General features: G+C 32.6%; 11 protein-coding genes and 1 pseudogene. 10 read left to right on the plus strand and 2 right to left on the minus strand.

Features of this window, described 5'->3' with window-relative positions; all coding sequences use genetic code 11:
• Positions 1-538: 538 nt before the first annotated feature.
• Both ACRCJ0_RS03635 and ACRCJ0_RS03640 read right to left on the minus strand, forming a co-directional pair.
• Positions 539-739 carry an XRE family transcriptional regulator gene (locus ACRCJ0_RS03635; RefSeq protein WP_419984780.1) on the minus strand — a complete coding sequence of 67 codons (201 nt, stop codon included), beginning with the start codon at positions 737-739 and terminating at the stop codon, positions 539-541.
• A 943-nt stretch (positions 740-1,682) separates the two neighbouring features.
• Positions 1,683-1,958, minus strand: a pseudogene (locus ACRCJ0_RS03640) (cupin domain-containing protein); the annotation flags it as partial.
• A 47-nt stretch (positions 1,959-2,005) separates the two neighbouring features.
• Here ACRCJ0_RS03640 and ACRCJ0_RS03645 point away from each other — a divergent pair.
• The 10 genes from ACRCJ0_RS03645 to ACRCJ0_RS03690 all read left to right on the plus strand — a co-directional run.
• A complete protein-coding gene (locus tag ACRCJ0_RS03645) occupies positions 2,006-2,398 on the plus strand; it encodes a MarR family winged helix-turn-helix transcriptional regulator (RefSeq protein ID WP_419984796.1) in 393 nt (130 codons plus the stop codon).
• Between the two features lie 429 nt (positions 2,399-2,827).
• Positions 2,828-3,085 (plus strand): TIGR04540 family protein, encoded by a 258-nt coding sequence (locus tag ACRCJ0_RS03650; RefSeq protein ID WP_420085829.1) that lies wholly within the window; start codon positions 2,828-2,830, stop codon positions 3,083-3,085.
• A complete protein-coding gene (locus tag ACRCJ0_RS03655) occupies positions 3,082-3,672 on the plus strand; it encodes a DUF1819 family protein (RefSeq protein ID WP_431389519.1) in 591 nt (196 codons plus the stop codon). Before ACRCJ0_RS03650 ends, ACRCJ0_RS03655 begins: the two co-directional genes overlap by 4 nt.
• 5 nt (positions 3,673-3,677) lie before the next feature.
• Positions 3,678-4,271: a DUF1788 domain-containing protein gene (locus tag ACRCJ0_RS03660; protein WP_413937387.1), complete on the plus strand. Its 594-nt coding sequence runs from the start codon at positions 3,678-3,680 to the stop codon at positions 4,269-4,271.
• On the plus strand, positions 4,268-7,828 hold the full coding sequence (brxC, locus tag ACRCJ0_RS03665) for a BREX system P-loop protein BrxC (RefSeq protein WP_431389520.1): 3,561 nt from the start codon (positions 4,268-4,270) through the stop codon (positions 7,826-7,828). The genes ACRCJ0_RS03660 and brxC overlap by 4 nt, the downstream gene beginning before the upstream one ends.
• Positions 7,829-7,840: 12 nt before the next feature.
• Positions 7,841-11,431 carry a BREX-1 system adenine-specific DNA-methyltransferase PglX gene (gene pglX, locus ACRCJ0_RS03670; RefSeq protein ID WP_431389521.1) on the plus strand — a complete coding sequence of 1,197 codons (3,591 nt, stop codon included), beginning with the start codon at positions 7,841-7,843 and terminating at the stop codon, positions 11,429-11,431.
• A 26-nt stretch (positions 11,432-11,457) separates the two neighbouring features.
• The gene (gene pglZ, locus ACRCJ0_RS03675; protein WP_431389525.1) at positions 11,458-14,010 is read left to right on the plus strand and encodes a BREX-1 system phosphatase PglZ type A; all 2,553 of its coding nucleotides are present in this window, start codon (positions 11,458-11,460) and stop codon (positions 14,008-14,010) included.
• Between the two features lie 15 nt (positions 14,011-14,025).
• Positions 14,026-16,068 (plus strand): protease Lon-related BREX system protein BrxL, encoded by a 2,043-nt coding sequence (gene brxL, locus ACRCJ0_RS03680; RefSeq protein WP_431389522.1) that lies wholly within the window; start codon positions 14,026-14,028, stop codon positions 16,066-16,068.
• A gap of 144 nt (positions 16,069-16,212) precedes the next feature.
• Positions 16,213-17,061, plus strand: coding sequence for a hypothetical protein (locus ACRCJ0_RS03685; RefSeq protein WP_431389523.1), 849 nt, complete (start codon positions 16,213-16,215; stop codon positions 17,059-17,061).
• 90 nt (positions 17,062-17,151) lie between these two features.
• A partial coding sequence (locus ACRCJ0_RS03690) for a restriction endonuclease (RefSeq protein ID WP_431389524.1) occupies positions 17,152-17,925 on the plus strand: 774 nt, incomplete at its 3' end.

Here is a 17,925-nt window from a genome sequence, read left to right on the forward strand (position 1 = left end):
TGAGTATATCAAAGCTCATCATATAGACTCAAGAACGTTGATATATCAATGTTCTTGAGTTTTTGCTTATCAGAGAAAATCAAAACATTTTGCACTCACTTTGCACTCTGAAATGAATCAAAATCCTTTAATGTTTCAATAACTTTACTGTCTTGTTTTTGCTTAAACTTATCTAAAACATGTGCGTAGGTAGATAGGTTTTCATTGGTAGTAGCGTATCCGAGACGCTTACTAATGTAATTAATATCTATATCTTTATTAATTAAAAGGCTGGCGTGTGTGTCTTAATGATAGGTTTATAAAAGGGAGCGTTAGCTCCTTTTTTTCTCGTAATAAATCGACCAAATAATGTTTAGTAAAAATAGGAATATAAATATGCGGTTGTATTTATAAGCTTCAGGGAAGGTAAAGGTAACAATAGTGAATAACACAAGTAATAAAATTAATATATTTTTGGGAAGTAATAATTTTTTCATGAAATCACCTATTATCAGAATTTGCCAGCGACGATTTGCTTTCATTTATTATACCCAAAAATTTAACTGATATTAGCTTTTTTTCGTTTAGCATATTCAGTTAATTTCATTGCAACACCTAATTTCATGTTTTCAATCGGTGTTGTACCAGTTTGAAAACGTGAAATCGTCTGCTGAGGAATATCAGTATCTTTTGCGATTTTATATCCTGTTTTAGTATCTAATAATTCTTTGATTATGCTTAAGTCTGCTACTTGTTCCATCTAATCACCGCCCAGATAGTATTTGCTATTAATAATAGTACTAATAGTAAAGTTTTAGTATCTTGTTTTTTATAATCGTTCATTTGAAAAAAACCTTTTATTTATATAATGAAAGGGAAGGAAGGTCGACTTCCCTTTAAACTATTCTAATATTGACTTTATTAGGTGGTACAGTGTGGATATTATTGAGATTATTTTGAATGTGGTCTCGATAATATCCTTTTTCTTTTGCTTGTTTTCTTTGTTTCGCTCCAGTCAGCTTTTCACATTTGCATCTTCCTTTACTGACCTTCTAACAACGTTATATTCACAAATGGGTATAAGGTCAACTTTGATGTTGAGAAAGCTGTGATTTTATGAAATTAATATCTAAAGCAATAGTAGATGTTAATTTTAGTATTCCTAAATTTTTAGATTAAAAAGGATTTAGTAAGAATTATGACTATACCCTATATACGTATGTGGGTGAATTACCAGTTGATGATTATGTCCTATTTACCAGAGATGAAAAATTCATACTCTATATAGAAGAAAACATATTATATATCTACCAAAGTACCAGTAAGTATCTTGCTAAAGATGTACTGGATCATTTTGCGCTAAATGCCTTTAAACGTTGGTATATCAGCATTTAAGCATCGCCCACCTCCGTAATATTCAACAAAGGCTTCCTAACAGTTATAGAAGCTGTTGGGGAGTCTTTTTTTTGATTAAGTGCCTTGCTTAGAACTGTGATAAACATTTCCATTTCTATTACTTTTGGAAAAAGGGGCATAGCTTACTTAGTTATATAAATTATTTTTCTAATATGGAGTTTGTTTCAACCACCAGTTTTACAACGATTGTAGTTCTTTTGGCACAAAACATCTTCTATACTCAAATAACCCTTCACCAATAAATGTTTCATTGGGTGCAGGGTAGGTTTATTGATTATTATTAGCATTTAGTGTTCATTTGGATCGTTTTCCGCGTCTTCATGAGTGACATGAACCGTTCCTTCTAATTGATCTGGACCAGCGTAAATGGTATATAGTTTTAGTGGTTTATCGCCTATGTTTTCAATATTATGCCACATATCAGCTGGTACAAACACAGCATCATCGTCTGTCACTTTTTCTTGGAAATTTAGATCGTCTTCAGAAGGGCCCATCTTGCATAAGCCTTCACCTTCCTCAATACGAATGAATTGATCGATGCCCTCATGGACTTCCAACCCAATACGTCGCAAAGGAAATCATACACATATTTCCAAATCTACCAGAAGGCATAAAATTAAGCTATTTATATGTACTTTATGCGATAAGTAAACTTGAAGAAAATGTCAGAATTACGGATGTTTCAAAAGAAATGCTGATATCTTCACCAAACATCACAGCACTTGTAAATGAAATGGAAAAAAAAGGTTTCGTTATAAGAGAACGATCACAAACGGATAAAAGAGTATCCTACATCACAAGTACAAAAGAAGGCAAAGAATTATTGGACAAATATTATCTCCAATATAAAAAGGAAGTTGCAAGTTCAATCGACATTTCTGAAGAAGATCTTATGACGACAATCGAGACTTTGAATCAATTGAAAAAATATTTTGTAGATGCGTCAGATAAGATGAATAAGGAACAATCAGCGCAAGAAAGTAAAATCATTACTCTATACTAGTTATTACTATCATCCAGCATATAGTAGTTGATAGAGGAATAGTGCTCGCATTCTAGAGAAGAAAAAGATTAATTCTAGTTATAAGAGCTATACTAGTACATGAATTCGCGGATTATGATTGTTTTTATAATTCTTATACTAAGCAATCTGAAAAAAATTCTTTGTAAATGATCTTTAATATAATTAGTTCCAAATAGTGGGAATTGATTTATATGAATAAATAATTATTACGCAGTGAGAGAATAGTTCAGTTGAAGTGGAGAGCTCCAGATATACTTTTTAATTTTAATATATTATTGCTATAGTTTCCCATCATCTTTTATAAAATGGTGGGAAACTATTTTATAAATAAAGTGCAATAAAAGTGCTCAAAATCCCTTTTACTTTAGTATAATAAAAGTAAGAATTTAATAATATTGAGGTGATTCTATGGAGGTAAAAAAATTTTACCGGACCCAACGAGAAGTGGCAGTTGCGATTAATGAAATAATTGATGAATATTGGGTTAATAATTTAACAGATGAAACATTGGAAGAACTTATAACCATGATTTATAAAAATAACCAACCAAAAATAATTAAAGATAATGATTTTACTACAATACTTAAACAGCAATGTGGAAAGAATCGTTTAACAGTTGTTTCTAAAATTATTGACTTTAATACTGAGGAGATAACTACACCATGACAGATAAAGTATATTCAACATCTTTAACAGGTGCTGGCTTTAGATTTTATGAATTTAAAGTGACAGTTAGTCTCATAGAAGAAGGATTAACAGACGAAGAGATTAGAAAAAAAGTATTTGAAGAAAATTTATTTCAACAAAAAGCATCGAGTACAACTAGAAGTTTTCCATATATATTAAAACGGGCAAGAGCACTAGACAATCAATTACGAAATTATGTCTTAGAAGAATCAAATCAATTGGCTAAACAAATCAATTTTTATGCAATTATAAAAACTGACTTATTATTTTATGAATTTATGGATGAAGTTATAAAAAATAAACTCCAAAATAACGATTTGATTTATGAAAGAAAAGATATAAATATCTTTTTTAATGAAAAGGCAGATAGAAATGAGAAGTTAGCAAATTGGAGTGAGTCAACATTGAAGCGCTTAAAGAGCTCATATAATCGTCTTCTACTTGAGATAGGCTATTTAACTAAGTTAAGTTCAACAGATTTATTTCCAGTACAAATGGATGATTTATTAAGAGATTATCTAATTAAAATAGGCGACAAAGAATATGTGGAAGCAATGGAAGGGTAGACTTTATGAGAAACATAGATAAAAGATTAGATCTAATCAAAGATAAAATTCATGAAGAGACTTTCATTGATGGTCGAGGACTTGGAAATGAAATTAGCTTTTATATTTTTGATTATGATCCAAGGGACGAGTTAAAAGTAAGAGATCATGTCGATTATTTAATCAATGATTATTTTAAAGTTCCTCATCATAATCGTCGTATTATTGAATTTAATCTGTATGAAATGTTTTTAGACATCGCAAAAGAAAAGAATATTTACGATAAAATCTTTAAAATGGAAGAAAAAGAAGGCAAAGAATTTTTATATCGTGCTTTAACAACTTTCGCAAGACCAGAAATATTTTTAGAGAAAATTAAAAAGGAAATGGGTGACCATAATGTTCTTTTTATAACTGGAGTTGGTCAAATTTTTCCAATTGTTCGAACGCACAATATCTTAAATAATCTTCAAGATATTTTAGAAGATAAAACACCTGTCATTTTATTCTACCCAGGTCAATATAATGAACAAGATTTACAACTATTTAATAAATTAGAAGCTGAAAACTACTACCGTGCATTTCGGTTAGTCGATGACTTTAAGGAGGAACAGTTTTGATAATAAAAGATATGTTTTTAAAGGATATAAATCGTGATATCCGTGGCGTCGTAAAAGTACAGCAAAGAGATGAAGAAATCGTTTATCAAGAATTAGATGAATATGTAGTCACTAAAGAATTAAAGAAACATTTTTCTCGTTTTTATGAAAACTACGCGCGAAGTGTCGACCAGCCAACCGATAAAATGGGTGTTTGGATTAGTGGATTCTTCGGTTCCGGTAAATCTCACTTCCTTAAAATTCTGTCATATTTATTAAATAACCAACCTGTAAATGGTAAAAGACCTGTTGATTTTTTTCAAGAGAAAATAAATGATCCAATGGTTTATGCTTTGATGGAAAAAGCATCTTCTGTTGAAACAGATACTATTTTATTTAACATCGATGCAAAGAGTAATACAAGCTATACAAGTAGAGATGCGATTCTTCGAGTGTTTAAAAAAGTTTTTGATGAACACCGAGGCTATTATGGTGATAATACAGCTATTTCAAGAATGGAAAAATTTTTGGATGATGAAGGGAATTTTGAAGGATTCAAAGAAAAATATGCAGAACTGGCTAATGAATCTTGGGTAGGAAATCAAAGTAACTTCTATTTTAGAGGAGAAGAAATTATTCAATCCCTGGCTCATGCCACGAATATGTCAGTAGACGGTGCTAGAAATTGGTTTGAGAGAGCGGATCAAGCAGATGACCTTACAATCGAATCATTTGCGCAGGAAGTGAAAGAATTTGTAGACAGTAAAGACAATAATTTCCACTTAGTTTTCTTAGTAGATGAGATTGGTCAATACATAGGCGACAATCGAAATCTAATGCTGAATCTTCAGACAGTAGTAGAAAGTCTAGGGGCGACTTCTTTAGGTAAAGTTTGGGTTCTTGTTACGTCACAAGAAAGTATCGATGATGTTATCAAAGTAAAAGGTGACGATTTTTCGAGAATTCAAGGTCGATTTGATACAAGACTTTCTTTATCATCAACTTCTGCAGATGAGGTTATTAAGAAAAGAATTTTAGATAAAAAACCAGCAGTAACAGAACAACTACAAGCGGTATATCCAGAACAAGGTCCAATTTTAAATAATCTAATTAGTTTCAGAGACACGCCAGGAAACTATAGAGGATATAATGATGGAATAGAGTTTGCACAAGATTATCCTTTTGTTCCTTACCAATTTAAGTTATTACAAAATATCTTCGAACAAGTAAGAAAACATGGTTCCTCAGGTAAACATCTTTCTGAAGGTGAGCGTTCACTCTTATCAGCTTATCAAGAGGCAGCACAACAGTATAGTAATGAAGAAGAAGGGGCACTCATTCCGCTTTATGCATTCTATAATACGATGAGTGAATTTCTAAATCCTACAATCACACGAGTGATTAATAATGCATCAAATAATCCCAATTTGGCTGACGATGAACTCCATGTGAACCTGTTAAAAGTACTCTTCATGATTAAATATATCGAAGAAATTCCTGGTAATATTGATAATATAGCTACTTTAATGCTAACGAACGTGAACGAAGATAAAACAGTACTCAAACAAAAGCTAACAGATTCTTTAAATAAATTACGACAAGAGCGCTTAATTCAAAAGAATGGTGAGAACTTTATCTTCTTGACAGATGAGGAACAAGACATTAACCGAGAAATACAAAGCATGTCTGTTGATGAAATGGATATTATTCAGTCACTTTCAGAGTATTTATTTGAAGATATTTTTCCAGAGAAAAAATTACGATTTTCAAATCACTACCATTTCGATTTTAATGAAATACTCGACACAGTCAAGCATGGTAGACAAACAGCTAGCATCAGTTTAGCAGTATTATCGGCAATTTCATCTAGTAATTTGGAAGACCAAGAATTACAAATGGAATCGATGACTTCGCGAGACTTAATTGTTCGATTAGGTGGAGACGCTTCATACATTGAAGAAATAGAAGAAGTGCTGAAGATAGAACAATATCGCCGACGTCGAAATCTGAATGATTTATCTGAAACGAAACAAAACATCCTGAATAATAAGCAAGCAGAGGTCCGTGAACGTAGACGCAGAGTAAGAGACTTACTAGAAATAGCTGTAAAAGAAGCTGATTTCTTTACGAATGGTCAAAAACTTTCAATGAACGGTTCAACAGCCCGTGAGCGTATCAATAATGGTTTATCTTATCTCGTAGAAAATACCTATCACAAATTGAACTTAGTAAAGCACCACATTGAAAGTGAAAAAGATTTAAAATTAAAAATTAGTTCAAATGATACAGGGTCATTTGAATTAGAAATGGATGACTCGACTTATCCAAATAGAGCGGCAATGAATGAGATTGAACAATATATTGAATTACAAACTCAAATGAGCAAACAAATTCAGGTTAAATCATTGTATGATCATTTTGGAACAGTTCCCTTTGGGTGGAAGGAATTGGATGTTGCTGGCATGTTGGTTGATTTACTCAAAGACGAAAAGATTCGTCTACGATACAATACGCTTTATTTAAATACACAAGAGTCTCAAAAAGAATTAATGGATGTTTTTACGAACAATATGGAAAGTGCAAAAGGCATCATACTTAAACGAGAAAAAGTAGATAGTACATTACTTTCTAAAGTAAAACGCATAGCAAGAAGTCTCTTTGATACAGTTAATTTGCCGCAAGACGAAGATGGCATGATGTTAGGTATCCAAGATTTAATCAATGACAAAATAGCTGAAATTAATAACTATCAACAAAAATATACAAATAAAAACTACCCAGGATTTAGCTTATTGGAAAAAGGTATCGAGTTATTTGACCAATTTACCAATCGATTAGATAACCTAACTTATTTTAATAAACTAGTTGAAATGGAAGAAGAATTAGTTCGATGGGATGAAGATTTTGAGTATATTAGAGGCTTCTTTGGCTCCAATCAAAAAAATCTTTTTGATGATGGTTTAGAGATACTGAATCGTTATGAACAGAATCAATCCTTCTTCGAAAATGAGATGAATGAAACGATCGACAGTACTGTGCGAGAGCTGAAAGAAATTATAAGAAACCCTATTCCTTACTCAGAAATTAGAAAAATCCCTGAATTAAAAGACAACTTTAACGAAACATTTGATGAAATTTTACGAGATCGACAAACTAAAGCAAAAGAAAAAATTCAAGATGACTTTGAACGTATGAAAGAATACAGCAACCAAGATGGGGTTTCTGAACATACGGTAACAAAAATTCACAGTGTTTGGACAAATTATTTAAGTCAAATTGAAGAAACTAGTGATATCCATCGAGTAGATGCTTTAACGGTTTATAGTACTGATGCGAAAGAAAACTATGAAAGAATTATCCGACGAGAAGTAGACACACATCATCAGAAGAATAATGGAAACGAAGAATCTTCATCAACTGTTGCGGAACCTAAACCAGTTCAAAGAGTAAGACTTACAAATCTTGTAAAGCCGACTAGAATAGAGAATGAGCAAGATATTGAAAATTATCTAAGTGACCTATCACGAGAACTGAAACGAAGTATTCAAATGAACCAGATTATTGAAATAATAGATTAGAAGGATGATTTCATGAATCAAGGAAAATTAAAAACATTTGCAGTTGAAGCGCGAAGAGAGCTACTTGAAAAAGTAGCTCTTCAAGCTAGAAAAATTGGTATCACTGAAGATAGTATCAAAGATGCTAGTGTAGAAAGTTCGGATGCTTTAATTATTAATGGACAGCATTTAGCAAAAGCAGAACGTATTCAACGAAACGAGCTAATTCGTCGAATCAAAGAAACGAGCTTTGAACAAGTCATGGAAGAAGCAGCGTATACTTGGTTTAACCGTTTTATTGCCTTGCGGTTTATGGAAGTCAATGATTACTTACCCACAAAAGTTCGTGTCTTATCTTCTTTAGACGGTGGAAATGAACCAGATATGATGAAGGAAGCTCTATCTCTAGGTCTAGACATCGACAATGAAAAAGTTTATGAAATGAAATTGAATAATCAAGATGATGAATTGTTTAAATACTTGATTATCGCTCACTGTAATGATTTGAATGATTATCTACCATTCATGTTCGGTACAATTGAAGATTACACTGAAATACTCTTCCCAGAAGGTTTATTAAATACGGATTCTTTTGTACGAACAATGACAAATACTCAAGTATTCCCTGAGGATGATTGGTATGAAGTAGAAATCATTGGTTGGTTATACCAATATTATATTTCTGAAGAAAATGAACGATTAATCAGTGCTAAAAAAGCCTATAAACCTAATGAAATTCCAGCTGTTACTCAATTATTTACGCCAGAGTGGATTGTTCGCTATATGGTACAAAATACTATTGGTAAGCAATGGGTGGAAGCTCACCCTGAAGATAGAGACTTAATAAATAATTGGGAATATTATTTAGAAAATACGAATCCTTCCGCAGAAGAACAAGAGGAGTTAGATAAACTAGTTGATAGCCAGTTAAAAGTAGAAGAATTAAAGTGTATTGATCCAGCAATGGGTAGTGGGCATATATTGGTTTACATGTTTGAAGTCCTTAGAGAAATCTATATAAAACAAGGCTATACAAATCGTGAAATTCCACGTTTAATTATTGAAAATAATTTATACGGTTTGGATATAGATGACCGAGCTTACCAGCTTGCAGCTTTTTCTGTTGTAATGAAGGGTATCAAATTTCATAACGGATTACTTCGAGATATAGAAAGAAATGGGCTCAAACTAAATCTATTGGCAATAGAAGAGACGAGTGACTTTACAGAAGAAGATATTCAGTTCCTTGCAGGAGAAAGCAAAGGTAAAAGCTACGATAGAATGCATACTTTTATAAAGCAATTCAAGCACGCAAAAGAAATAGGCTCTTTATTGATAATAGAAGATTTCGAAGAGGAGTTCTTAAGACAAAGACTTCAAACGATTAATGATTCTGAATTAAATCTATTAGAAATCGGTATTTATGACAAAGTTATCAGTCGATTTGAAAGTCTAATTAAGCAAGCAAAATTACTATCTAAAACTTATGATATCTATGTAACAAATCCACCTTATTTAGGAAGAAGATATCAAACCTCTGCTACTCAAAAGTATTTATCGAAAAATTATGATGATGTAAAGTCAGATTTGTTTTCTTCATTTATTATGTCAAGTTTTGATTTAACTAAGGAAGATGGTCATATTGGTTTCATGAGTCCTTATGTTTGGATGTTCATTTCTTCCCATGAAAAATTAAGAAATAAAATAATTTCAGATTCTACAATTAGTAGTTTAATTCAATTAGAATATTCTGGCTTTGAAGGAGCTACTGTTCCAATTTGTACATTTACATTTCGTAATATGAATAAAGATTTACCAGGAGAGTATGTTCGCTTATCTGATTTTATAGGGTCAAAACAACAACCATTAAAAACGAAAGAAGCGGTAGCAAATCCAGAAGTAACATATAGATACACTTTCGATCAAAATAACTTAAAAGATATTCCTGGTAGTCCTATTGCGTATTGGGCTTCTGATTCAATTTTATATGCATTTAAGAATGCTCAACCACTTGGAGAGCTATTAGATGTCCGTCAAGGCCTAGCTACTGCTAATAATGATAGATTTCTTAGACTTTGGTGGGAGCCAATACATACTAAGATATATTTTGACGCTAAATCTTCCATTGATTTTTCGAATAGCTCAAAAAAATGGGCTCCATTTAATAAAGGTGGAGCCAGAAGACAGTGGTATGGAAATTATGACTATCTTATAAATTGGGAGTATGATGGAAAAGAAATTAAAAATTTTACAGACTCAAAAGGTAAACAACGTTCAGTAATTCGAAATCCAAAGTATTACTTTAAAGAATCTATTTCATGGTCTGCAATTACTAGTGGAGGGTTTAGCATAAGATATATTGAACAAGGCAGTATATTTAGTAATGCTGGCATGGCAGCATTTGCACCTGAAAAGAAAAAGTTGAGAATTGCGCTTGCAATATTAAGTAGTAAAATATCTGACTATGTATTTAAAATTATAAATCCAACTTTGAATCTTGGTAGTGGTGATGTAGCTTCTTTTCCGGTAATTTTTGATAAAAGATATGAAAGTAAAGTGTTAGAAATTGTAGAAAATAGTATAAAAATATCTAAAAATGATTGGAATAGTTTTGAAACTTCTTGGAATTTCAAAAAAATACCCTTAATTAAATACCAAGATAATACATCATTAATAGGTGAAAGTTACAATAAATGGATGGAAGTAACAGATGAACGTTTTTATAAATTAAAAGAGAATGAAGTGGAATTAAATCGAATTTTTATCGATATATACGGCTTACAAGACGAATTGGTATCTGAAGTGAGTGACAGAGATATTACTATTACGAAAATATATAATGATGCAAAAGATATTCCAGAGGAGATTAAAGGAAATCAATATGTATTAACGAAACAAGAAGTTATCGAACAGTTTATCTCTTACGCAGTTGGTTGTATGTTTGGTCGTTATTCTTTAGATGAAGAAGGATTAGTCTATGCTGGAGGAGAGTTTGATGCTTCTAGATATGAAACATATGGTGTGGTTGAAGATAATATTATTCCAATTACTTCTGATGTTTACTTAGAAGATGATCTAGTTAATCGCTTTGTTAAATTCGTTGAAATAGTATATGGCATAGAAACGCTTGAAGAAAATCTTAATTTTATCGCTGAAGCATTAGGTCAGAAAAAGAATGAAACATCTAGAGACGCGATTCATAGTTACTTCTTAAAAGATTTCTTTAAAGATCATGCGAAAATGTATAGTGTGACAGGAAGTGGGAGACGACCAATTTATTGGAAATTCACTTCTGGTAGAGAGAATGCCTTTAGTTGCTTTATCTATATGCATCGTTATGATAAAACAACCATTTCGCGTATCCGTACGGAGTATTTACACGATGTCCAACAACGATTAGAAACAAGAAAAATTGATTTGGATCTAATTTTAAATAGTGATGCAGGTACCACAGAATTGAATAAAGCAAGAAAAGAAATGAAAACCGTTGAAAAGCAATTAACGGAATTAATCGCTTATGATGAAAAATTACGTCATATGGCCGATCAACAAATAGAAATTGACTTAGATGATGGATTTAACGTCAATTATCCGAAGTTTAAAGGATTAGTTGAAAAAATATAGATTAACTAAGGAAGGTTAGTGTGGGGATGGATCTTAATCAAATCGAATTCACATTACAAAAAATGTTGGATAAACCGCTCGAAAATTATGAAAAACGACGAATTATTTTTTGGGAAGATCAACAAGAAGAATTCAAAGATGATTGGGATTCTATCGAATTAACGGATGTAAAGCTGCAAGAATTAACTAATGATAACCAATTTTATGTAAAACATCTATTAGAGGCAGAAAATTTAGATTCGAGTTATTTAATATACTCGAATCTAGATTTACAGTCCGAAGACAATTGGTTACTCGATACGGTGCTTTATTCACAAACATTTAAAGCGAGTCGCATTGATTTGATTATGAATGAATTACAAATCGATAGTTCTTTAAGACCGACTATGCAAAGATACGCAGTCTTCTTTGACAATAAAGTCCGATACCGAAAGTTTAAAAGTTACTCAGGAGTAATAGAGTCGGAGGCTGCCATCGAACTACGGATGATTAGTGCTTTATGTAATTTAGATATACCAAGTTTTGAGAGAGCTTTAAGAACCATCTTGATAGAGTCCTTGGAGGATGATAATAAATATTTAAAGGCTATCAGCAAGTTCTTCGATATCGAACGGTTCTGGGAATTAGTAGGTAGTCATTATGGTTATATTCGTGAGGAAAAATCCTTAAAGACACTCTTCATGCATTTAACTATCTCTGCTTTAAGCTTCCAAATGGACGAAGAAGATTTAGCTTTGTTAGAAAACTTTATTGCATTAAGTCATGCAGGGGACTGTTATATTCTTATTGATCATTGGATGCAGAATCAAGTAGATGCACCACGATTTGTAGATTATGCGCGACAAATTGAAAAGGAAATTAAATTACAAGAAATTATTCAAGAATTACCACTTGAGAAATATGAAAATGTAGATATTTTTCCAATGATTGATCAAGAAATTATCCTTCATATAGCTAATGTTCTTCTAAAAGACTTGGAAGATTTTGATAAATACTTATCGATTATTGAGAACCGACGCACAAAACATTACTTTGAAAAGTATGAGCATATTTACGACACTTTATTCTATACAATTAAAATTTTTGAGTTCAGAAAAGAGTTTGACCATGGCTTACCTCAGGGGATAGCCGAAGATATTTTCCATGCGTATGAAAAATCTTATTACCGCATGGATAATTACTATCGTAAATTTTACTTGGCATATGATATGAGTGAAAAGGATGAGTTTGTAAACAAGCTTCAAGAAAAAGTCGAATACCTCTATACCCATTGGTTTATTGGTGAATTGGGAGCCAATTGGTCTCAAGCTGTTCGGACAGATTTAGTTGAGGACTGGAACTTAACAGGTGTGAAGAAACAACAAGACTTCTATAGAGACTGCGCAACATCTCGTATTGCAAAAGGAGAACGTATTTTTGTCATCATTTCTGATGCTATGCGTTATGAAATCGCAACTGATTTAGTCGAACGATTAAATACCGAAACAATCGGTTCAACTGAAATCGAACCGATGCTAGGGATTGTACCTTCGATTACCAAGTTAGGTATGGCTGCTTTATTGCCGTATCGTTCTTTGAATATTGACTCTTCAGGAAAAGTAATGGTAGATGAGGAGCCAATAGAAGGCTATGGTGCTCGTAAGAAATTTATTGAAAATAAAATAGAAAATAGTCTTGTTTATAAATATTCAGACTATATGGCATTAAATAAGTCTGAAAAATCTGAGACGTTTAAAGGACTTAATTTGATTTATATCTATCATGATACGATTGATGGTATAGGTGACAATTCAGCTACAGAAAATCGAGTGTTTAATGCAGCTGATAGCTCAGTCTCTGAGTTATTTAACCTGATTAATTCAATCCGAAATGACTTGAGTGGGACAAATATATACGTGACTTCCGATCACGGCTTCTTATACCAAAGAAGCCCGTTAGATGAGAGTGAGAAAATTGCGAAAGAGTTAGATAAACCTGTCGAATCTTCAAGACGATATGCATTATCCAATAAAGAACAAGAATTAAATGGTCAAATTCGTATAAACGTCGGGACGGTTTTAAATAATGAGAATGACTTGCAGTTATATATACCGAATGGTTCGATTCGTAATCGCATTCAAGGTCCGGGTGCGAATTTTGTACATGGTGGTGCGAGTCTACAAGAAGTTGTCATCCCTCTAATTACATTCAAAAATAGAAGAGCAACCCAAAAAGGGGTAGAGACAGTTGAAAAAGTGAATGTAGAATTAACGAGTCGTACCCGCTCAATTACCAATAAGTTATTTACACTTCAATTCTTCCAAAGTGAAAAAGTGGAGAACAAAAACATTGCAAGAACAGTGAATATTTATATGGAAGATGATAATGGAAATATCATTTCAAATATTGAAACCATAATTGCGAATAAAACAAATGAAAATTCAAAAGAACGTATGTTTAGTAAACAGTTTGCCTTAGAAACCATTGAATTTGATCGAAATAAATACTACTTCTTGGTCATTAAAGATACTGAAACTGATCAATATACAGCCAAGATTCCGTTTAAAATTAATTTAGGTATCGTTAATGATTTCTTTTAAGAATGAGGTGTAAGGTTGGAAAAAGCAGCTTTAGATTTAGATGACAAATTAAATGAACATTTTGCTGGTCGGGTCGTGAGAAAAGACCTGACTCAGCTGATTAAAGAAGGAGCGAATGTCCCAACATTTGTGTTGGAGTATTTATTAGGGATGTTTGCGGCTACGGATGATGAAGCAAGTATGCAAGAAGGTGTGAACCGAGTAAAGAATATTCTTGCTGAAAATTATGTTCGTCCAGATGAAGCAGAAAAAATTAAATCACGAATCAGAGAACAAGGACAGTACTCGGTTATTGATAAAATTACGGTTCGACTCAATTCAAAAAATGATAAATATGAATCAGAATTCTCAAACCTCGGTCTAAAGGGTGTTGAAATGGCTTCTTCATATGTTAAAGAGTATGACAAACTCTTAGCTGGTGGTATTTGGTGCATGATCAAGTTAGATTATTATTTTGATGAAGAAGTAAGAGATAATAATCCATTTGTCATCTCAAATTTACAGCCTATTCAAATGCCAAATATGAATATGGATGAAATATTTGAAGGACGCGACCAGTTTACAAAAGAAGAGTGGATTGATGTTTTAATTCGATCGATTGGTATGGAGCCCACACAATTAGAAGAACGTGTAAAATGGCATTTACTATTGAGATTAGTTCCTTTAATTGAAAATAACTACAATTTAGTTGAATTAGGTCCTAGAGGGACGGGTAAATCACATGTATATAAAGAGTTATCACCAAACTCGATTTTAGTTTCTGGTGGGCAGACGACTGTAGCGAATTTGTTTTATAACATGTCCACGAGACAAGTAGGATTAGTTGGACTTTGGGATACCATTACATTTGATGAAGTAGCAGGGATTAATTTTAAAGACAAAGATGGTGTACAAATTATGAAAGACTATATGGCTTCTGGATCCTTTAGTCGAGGGAAAGAAGAAAAAGCAGCGTCTGCATCAATGGTCTTTGTAGGAAACATCAATCAGGGTGTCGATTCACTCGTAAAGACTTCTCATTTATTTGCACCATTCCCAGATGCGATGAGAAACGATGCTGCTTTCTTTGACCGTATTCACTACTACTTACCAGGGTGGGAAATACCTAAATATCGTCCAACTTTCTTTACTAACCGTTTTGGATTTATTGCGGACTACTTAGCGGAATTTATGCGTGAGATGCGAAAGCGTTCATTTGCTGATGCCATTGACCAATATTTTTATCTAGGAAATAATTTAAATCAGCGGGACACGATTGGTGTCCGAAAAACCGTATCCGGCTTACTAAAGTTAATTTATCCTCATGGTAAATTTACGAAGGAAGAAGTAGAAGAAGTACTGGATTATGCTTTAGAAGGCCGTAGAAGAGTAAAAGAGCAATTGAAGAAGATTGGCGGCATGGAATTCTATGATGTCATGTTCTCTTATATCGATAAAGAAACGACAGATGAGCACTATATTTCTGTACCTGAACAAGGTGGCGGAAAACTGATTCCAGAAGGAATGAATAAGCCTGGTCACGTCTATGTAGCAGGTAGAGGAAGCTCTAGCATGATTGGCATCTATAAGCTGGAGAATCAAGTCGTGAGTGGTACAGGGAAGTATGAAAAGTCTGGCGTAGGAAGTGATCGAGAAGCTAGAGAGAGTTTAGATACTGCTTTTCGTTACTTTACGGCCAATATTAAAAGTATTAGTAGTTCTATCAGTGTCAAAACGAAGGATTACTTGATGCATATTGAAGATATGCAAGGGATTGGTTTAACGGAAGAATTAGCTGTAGCAGAATTAATTGGTTTAAGCTCAGCTGCTTTAGATCGTCCACTTCAAGAAAGTTTAGTGGTGATAGGGAATATGACCATGGGTGGAACGATCTCTAAAGTACCCGAATTCGCGAATACCTTGCAAGTTTGCGTAGATGCGGGAGCTAAACGAGTTTTATTGCCATCCTCTTCTGTACAAGATTTACAAACAGTCCCATCAGATTTATTAGTCAAAATCCAACCGATTTTCTATTCAGATCCACTTGATGCCGTTTATAAAGCATTGGGAGTGGATTAATTTTGATAATCTTTTTATTATTCAACAATTAAACTACAGGTATTCAGAAGAGTTTCTAAAGAGACTTAAAGCTATTCTAATTAACCCCTAAGACAAGGTTATCGAAAAAGTCTATAATAAATAAGAAATTAGGAGTGATAGTTTATGGATTCTACTAATGAAAATAAAATGTTTAACTATACTTTAGATACTCTAAATACCGTCGCTAAACTTCCAATTATACGTGTGGATCGAGAAGATTTTTTAAGAAAACAATTCTCAAGTTCTCCGTATATTGAACAAATCATTCAGAATGGACCTCAATCTGTCTACACTGTAGATTCGATAAGAAAAAAAGCCAGCAAAGTAATCAAAAATAGTACAAACAAAACTTCTTTGACTTCTTTTGCTTCTGGTCTACCATCTAATATTGCTGTAATGCTTGCAGCCGGTGGTGCTGATGTAGCTCAATACTTTGGTTTTGCAATAAATATGGCTCAAAAGATTGCTTATTTATTTGGTGAAGATGATTTATTTAATGAAAATAAAAATAATAATCTATCAGATGAAGCAACAGTAAAAATTATTGGTTATTTAGGAGCTATGTTTGGTGTTAGTGGAGCTACTTCTATTATTGCTAAAACTTCTACAATAGCTGGAAAGAATATTGGAAAGAAAGTAGCAGCACAAGCTCTTACAAAAACTACTTGGTATCCAATTGTTAAAAGGGTGGGAGCTATTATTGGTCAAAAAATTACGAAGAAAACCGTTGAAAAAACAATTACTAAAGCTGTTCCTGTAATTGGTGGCGTCGTTTCGGGTGGAATTACATATCTCACATTTAAACCGTTAGGCAATAGATTAGCTGATGTACTAGCAAACAACTTAATGGGTGTTTATGACGAAGATTTAGAATTGAATCCTGAATTTGTCAAGGATTTTAATGGTATCATAGACGAAAGTGAAATCGAGATTATAGATGGAGATTTTGTTGATTTAGATTTAGTAGAGTAATATACAATCTTCTGCTAGCTAGTTCACCCTGAAATTAACTATTTATCTATCAAGCTATTAATAATATATATTATGAAAGGAGGGTTAACTTTGAATAAAGATTGGAATAAGTTAAAAAAGTCTGCTAATGGACTGTCTACTTGGGATTCTTTTATACCTTATATATTAAAGGTTTTAAATAATGGAGAAGAGGCAACAAGAAAAGTAATTGTGAACCGTATATTTAATTACTTAGATATACCTATAGAGTTAAGAAATCTAGTGTATTCAGAGGGAGAGAATTCTCAAGGTGTTTTATATAACCGAATAGGTTTTGCATTGACAGATTTATATAAAGCTAATGCAATTATTCGACCTAAACGAGCTGTATATCAAATGACAGAAAAGGGTAGATTATTGTTACAAAAATACGGGGATACGTTAACTACGGATATACTTAAAAAACAGCCAGAGTATATTGCGTATGCCGAAGAACTTAACCGAAAAAATAAATTATCAGAAGATTATTCAACTAGTAAAAATGAAGTAAGTTTACAAACTAATAATTTCGATAGTGATGAATCTTCTCAAGAGATAGTTGAAAAATTAATTAATGATAGAAATAATGAAGTAGAAATAGAGTTATTAAATAAATTACGTGAAACGGACCCTATCTTTTTTGAACAACTGGTTGTAAAGTTGCTGGATACCATGGGATATAGCGGTAAGAATGGTAATGTTAAAGTAACACCTCAATCTAATGATGGTGGAATAGACGGGATAATCAATCAAGATCCTTTAGGGACAAGTACTGTTTATTTACAAGTCAAAAGATATGCGGAAAAGAACGTAATAGGACGACCAGCTATACAATCTTTTTATGGC

The organism is Aerococcus sp. L_32, assembly GCF_050689315.1.

What these genes read in the sequence shown, in the direction of transcription:
- ACRCJ0_RS03635 (WP_419984780.1), bottom strand. Translation starts at nt 739, where the DNA reads ATGGAACAAGTAGCAGACTTAAGCATAATCAAAGAATTATTAGATACT.
- ACRCJ0_RS03650 (WP_420085829.1), top strand. Translation starts at nt 2,828, where the DNA reads ATGGAGGTAAAAAAATTTTACCGGACCCAACGAGAAGTGGCAGTTGCG.
- ACRCJ0_RS03655 (WP_431389519.1), top strand. Translation starts at nt 3,082, where the DNA reads ATGACAGATAAAGTATATTCAACATCTTTAACAGGTGCTGGCTTTAGA.
- ACRCJ0_RS03660 (WP_413937387.1), top strand. Translation starts at nt 3,678, where the DNA reads ATGAGAAACATAGATAAAAGATTAGATCTAATCAAAGATAAAATTCAT.
- pglX (WP_431389521.1), top strand. Translation starts at nt 7,841, where the DNA reads ATGAATCAAGGAAAATTAAAAACATTTGCAGTTGAAGCGCGAAGAGAG.
- pglZ (WP_431389525.1), top strand. Translation starts at nt 11,458, where the DNA reads ATGGATCTTAATCAAATCGAATTCACATTACAAAAAATGTTGGATAAA.
- ACRCJ0_RS03685 (WP_431389523.1), top strand. Translation starts at nt 16,213, where the DNA reads ATGGATTCTACTAATGAAAATAAAATGTTTAACTATACTTTAGATACT.